This is a genomic window from Bacillus sp. B2-WWTP-C-10-Post-4, assembly GCF_009183805.1.
GTDB lineage: Bacteria > Bacillota > Bacilli > Bacillales > Bacillaceae_G > Bacillus_A > Bacillus_A cereus.
Map to the genome: position 1 here is coordinate 1 of NZ_WEII01000187.1, position 4,852 is coordinate 4,852.

Consider the following 4,852-nt stretch of genomic DNA (forward strand, 5'->3'; position numbering starts at 1 on the left):
TTATTTTCCCCTACAATATAATCTTTCGAATATTGGAGAATATGGTCTAAATCCACCTCTCCCCCTATTTGAAAATCATCTTTTAAATTTCTAAATATTTTAATCCATTTCATACCGGTTGTAGCTTGTTGTATTTTTAGTTTTACAAACCGTATTTTTTTATTATTTGACGCAAACTCTGAGGTAGAAATCAATATCATGCCTCGTTTCCGTCTTAAAAGTAAAGGAATATCTGGATGATTATATTCTTGATATTAAGACTATTTTTATGAGCATTTCGTATAAGTGTAATTTAGCTGATTAAAGCTATTTTCAAAGACGACATATCAGCGATAAATTATGTCTATTCTGTATAGGTGTTAGCAAGTTCGTTTGCAAACTTGTTAGCACTTTTTTATTTCTTCTATTATAAAAAGGCCATTTTTTTATGATAATGATGAATTACTATTTACTAAAAATATTTTCTATTAGTCAATTTAATAAATAAACCTAACGTAAGGTTCACCATAACATATAGGAGAAATAACACAGTCATCTGGTATCTTGTTGATAAGAAAGAAAACTGTTTTATTTCTCGTTTTTTCATAATCTATTCGTATATAGGGAAATTGATGCCACACCTCTACATACACTAATGTAGAGATGAAAGCTGTTTTCTCATCCAAGGAATGAGTGTATTTTGTTTGGAGGTAATAATATGTTCAATAAACAAAATGAGCAAAAAAAATGGGAGGGAATTCAGGCTGCGGCCTTTAATCCTAATCTAGTGGGACCAACACTTCCATCTATTCCTCCCTTTACTTTTCCAACAGGTCCAGTAGGACCCACTGGACCCACTGGACCTACTGGACCCACTGGACCTACTGGACCCACTGGACCTACTGGACCTACTGGACCTACTGGACCTACTGGACCTACTGGTACTACGGTTTTAACAGGAGTTGGGGTTCCAACATGCGCCATTGGAGATTTAGGGGATATTTACATTGACCTATCCACAGGGATCACGTATTATAAGCTCTCTCAGCCAGTTCCTCCGATGGTCAGAGCTATTCCAGCTCCTACCGGAAACACAATCCTTGTTGGGTCAACGCAAACCTATACGACGATTGATGCAGCTTTAGCTGTAGCCAATAACGGTGATAGACTATTGCTTGATGCTGAGACTTTTATAATTACATCCACTGTCACTGTTAATAAATCAGTAACAATTGAGGGTCAAGGAATAGGGGCAACTACCGTTATTACTATCTTGAATACTGTAGTCTCTATGTTTAATGTTACAGTATCCAATGTTATTTTCCGAAATATGTCTATCGTCCAAGATTTCCCATCGGTTTTAGGAGTTGAGTCTGTTATTTCAATTAATAATTTGTCAGCAACAGGTATATATATCGATAGTTGTGAAATTTCAGTATGTGAACTCGGTATCGCTATTGTAGCAACTGAGTTTCAAATAACAAATTGCAACTTTACTTATGCGCCCCTTGCATCACCTAACAATGGATACTTCTATATCATTATTTCCTCTACTTCAGGGCAAAGTATTGTTGACAGTAATACCTTTGTGTCTGACTCAGGTAACACGCGATGCAGATTTATTATCATTACTAATATAGCTGTTAATTCTGGTACATTACAAGGGAATTTAATAGTAAGCAATAATAAGCAAGATAATTCTTCTCCTTTTACATTGAGACATCTATTAGTAATTGAAGAATTTATAGGTACAAATTTCGGATTATTTCTTCTAAGTAATACAACAGTTAATGAAGGAAATGTACCTGTCTTACTGTTTAATGCTAATTTTAATATTTTTAAGTTTATTGAAGTTATTGGAAACAGTGTTCAAAATACCGCTGGAAAGGGAATTATCGGAATTGACTCGAGTTCTACCGGGCAAACACCTATTTTCAGTTCGAGTAATACAATTGCAAACCAATTTTTCACTGCAGGATGGGCTTCTGCAACTGTACCAGCTAGTTTTATTATCGGATATAATACAACAGTAATCTCAGAGGCACCTAATCTTCCATTAACTAATTGTTATTGGCTTATGTTGATTTGATAACATATAAATGTAATTTAGAAGTGTAATACGTTACTGTGAACCAAACGAGACATCTCAAATATTTGAATAACATCGTAAAAGAAGCGTAACACTTTATTAAGAAATGTGTACATTCTACATTAAGACTAAAATCTTTTCGCATATATATCCATTCTTGGAGAAGCAAAAACCACATATATAAAAAGAACAGATTGATTTACGGAATTAGTTTGTTCAAAATCAAAAAGAATTATTTTATCAAATATTCAGTTTAACAACATAACATACAACTCTACTAGAAATATATGTGTTATATTTTCTCTTCTCTTTTTACAGAGTTGTTATAAACTAGCTGATTCAATTGATTATCTTTCCGGACAAAAAAGCGAATATGATTAAAGGTATAGGAAGGGTAAATTTTCTTATACCTTTAATTAAAAAAGGGATAAATTTTAAGTGTGTACGATAAAATTACATCTTTCTATTTACTTATATCCGTTTGTATACATCTGCGTTTGCTACTTTTAATTAATTCCGTATTTATATCTAAATGTGCTTTTCATTCACTTTTTATTATATCAATATATTTAGTGATAAACTTATTCTTATTTTTCCTTGATGCGATTTACATTGTACAAACGCTATCCATTTAGGTTTAGTTTGATAAATTAGTGAGATAACTAAATAAAAAAGAGGTCTACTCATAATTTGAGTAGACCTCTTTTTTCACTTAACATACACATAGGCTGCATTTGCTGTTACATAGTATGTTTTCCCTTTGGTATTGTGTACTTTATATTGTGGTGAACCATTTACATTTACTTTCGCATCAATTGTAAATCCTAATCCTGCATCTACAGAACCAGCCACATCTTTATCCTGCCAAGATGGAGTATCATAGAAACGTAGATTGTTAACTTTTGAAACAACACGCTTTCCAACAATAGAAGAATCTACTGTGCTTTTCTTATTAAACTTTACATAAGATGGATCGCTCTTAATCCACTGATCTCCACCGAGATTTAACCACCCGTCTTTTTCAGCCCACACAATATAAGATTCTGGTTTGTTTAGTTGACGAATTTTAGAATAGCTTGTACCTGGTCCTTTACGTAAGTTAACGTTGTAACCTTCAATATAGGCGATACCATCTGTTACTGCTGTTGGTACTTCCGCTGGTTTAGATGGCTTCTCTGGAACAGAAACATCCACACTAGAATTATTATATGCTCGTTGTACATCTGCTCTAAATTGTGCTTCTGAAACGCCATGAGACTTTAAGTAATCAATTGGATCTTCATGATCCGTACCGCCAAGGTAATGAGTTACATCGCTATGTGTCCACAATCCTTTTTCTACAGATAACCCACGGTCACGTAAGATTTTAGCTAGTAACTTAACATATTTGTCATAGCTGCGTTTGAATTTTGTATAGTCCGCTGTTTCGCATAACTCAACATGTACAAATCGTTTATTAGCAGCAGGACCCCCGCCATAAGCAATGTATTTTTTATCAGCAATTTGGATTGTTTCATCCCAATCGACTGCATAGTGAACAAATGCATTACTCCATGTTCTAGACTCATATTTTTGAATATTAATAGCTGGAGCTTCTGGAGTTGCTGTAGAATGTGCTACAACGCCCTCATAAGCACCTACACCATAACGGTATGGTTGTTTTGGTAAATCGGGAATAATAAGTGTTCGATCAGCAAAAACACTTGTAGCAAAAGAAACAGCAAGTACTAGAATCATAAGGAACGAGGTAATATGTTTCATTGTCTTTTTCATTTAGCATCAACATCCTTTTTTATAATTTTTGTGTGGTCAAATAATCCACTTGCTGATAGTCCAATGATGATTCCCTGGAATACATTTGTTTTGATATCTGCGCCCATAAATAAAACGCCTAGCACAATGCCAAGCGTTAAATTTAATAACGGAACATATTTTGTTTGTAATCCAATTGTTTTTCCAATTTGTGAAAGACCAACTACAATTCCAATCATTACAGTAATTTCAAACATTACATACCACCTCCTTTCATTAAGAAAGTGAGAATGCCACCAACAATTCCGCCAACTATAAGTCGCAAAATCCAGGTAGTATTGGCGCTGATTTTATCTAGCTGTTTGTTGATATTGATAATGTCTTTCTCGTTACCTGTTGTCCGCATTTCTAAACTTTTAATCTCTAAGCGAATGTCCTTAATATCTTGCTTTATTTCTTGAACATCACTTCGTACATCTTGTAACCCTTCCATTTTAATCACCCCTTTTAGGCAATAAAAAAAGACCAGCTTATGGCTGCTCTGGTTTCTCACTTATTAATTTTTGAACTAAATCTGTTAATGTGGACATATTACTTGTAAGTGTCGCAACTTGATCTGTTAATGTAGTAACTTGTTCTTTTATTTGTTTATTTTCTTCTTTAACTACATTTAACTCTTCAGCATTCTGCTTAACCTGCTCCTTTAACGATATAAATTCATAATACATCTGTTGAAAGGCTGCAATAAGAATAGAAACAGTATTATATAAATTAATGGCCCGTTTCTTTTTATCTGTAAATATAGCATCTGTATCGTCTGCAATCATACCAAAATACGTTTCAATCTCTTTTGTTGTATATGGTTCTGTTTGTTCTTCCGGCTTGTTCACACGCATTTGATACAAATCATACATATCGTCCTTGAAGTTGTACTGCTTGATAGCTAAACTCATGATTTTATCAAGAGCTGAGAAAGGAATATCTTTTATATTTTCTTTCATATTTCTAGCTGATGTAGGATTAAATGCTTTC

Annotated in this window: 5 protein-coding genes and 1 pseudogene; 1 reads left to right on the forward strand and 5 read right to left on the reverse strand. The window is 33.7% G+C overall.

Annotated elements, in window-relative coordinates; genetic code table 11:
• Positions 1-254, reverse strand: a pseudogene (locus tag GBN78_RS28490) (translation initiation inhibitor); the annotation flags it as partial.
• Positions 255-697: 443 nt separating this feature from the next.
• Between GBN78_RS28490 and GBN78_RS28495 the strand changes: the two are divergent.
• Entirely contained in the window at positions 698-2,068 is a 1,371-nt protein-coding gene (locus GBN78_RS28495) for an exosporium leader peptide-containing protein (protein ID WP_152127971.1), read from the forward strand.
• Between the two features lie 708 nt (positions 2,069-2,776).
• On the opposite strand, the gene GBN78_RS28500 is transcribed toward GBN78_RS28495, so the two are convergent.
• The 4 genes from GBN78_RS28500 to GBN78_RS28515 all read right to left on the reverse strand — a co-directional run.
• Positions 2,777-3,841 carry an N-acetylmuramoyl-L-alanine amidase gene (locus GBN78_RS28500; protein ID WP_152127972.1) on the reverse strand — a complete coding sequence of 355 codons (1,065 nt, stop codon included), beginning with the start codon at positions 3,839-3,841 and terminating at the stop codon, positions 2,777-2,779.
• On the reverse strand, positions 3,838-4,077 hold the full coding sequence (locus GBN78_RS28505; protein ID WP_047386254.1) for a hypothetical protein: 240 nt from the start codon (positions 4,075-4,077) through the stop codon (positions 3,838-3,840). The genes GBN78_RS28500 and GBN78_RS28505 overlap by 4 nt, the downstream gene beginning before the upstream one ends.
• The gene (locus GBN78_RS28510; protein WP_016081457.1) at positions 4,077-4,313 is read right to left on the reverse strand and encodes a hemolysin XhlA family protein; all 237 of its coding nucleotides are present in this window, start codon (positions 4,311-4,313) and stop codon (positions 4,077-4,079) included. The genes GBN78_RS28505 and GBN78_RS28510 overlap by 1 nt, the downstream gene beginning before the upstream one ends.
• A gap of 37 nt (positions 4,314-4,350) precedes the next feature.
• On the reverse strand, positions 4,351-4,852 hold a 502-nt coding region (locus GBN78_RS28515; RefSeq protein WP_193224771.1), incomplete at its 5' end, for a tail fiber domain-containing protein.

Coding starts and splice junctions, on each gene's coding strand:
- GBN78_RS28495 (WP_152127971.1), top strand. CDS start 698: ATGTTCAATAAACAAAATGAGCAAAAAAAATGGGAGGGAATTCAGGCT.
- GBN78_RS28500 (WP_152127972.1), bottom strand. CDS start 3,841: ATGAAAAAGACAATGAAACATATTACCTCGTTCCTTATGATTCTAGTA.
- GBN78_RS28505 (WP_047386254.1), bottom strand. CDS start 4,077: ATGTTTGAAATTACTGTAATGATTGGAATTGTAGTTGGTCTTTCACAA.
- GBN78_RS28510 (WP_016081457.1), bottom strand. CDS start 4,313: ATGGAAGGGTTACAAGATGTACGAAGTGATGTTCAAGAAATAAAGCAA.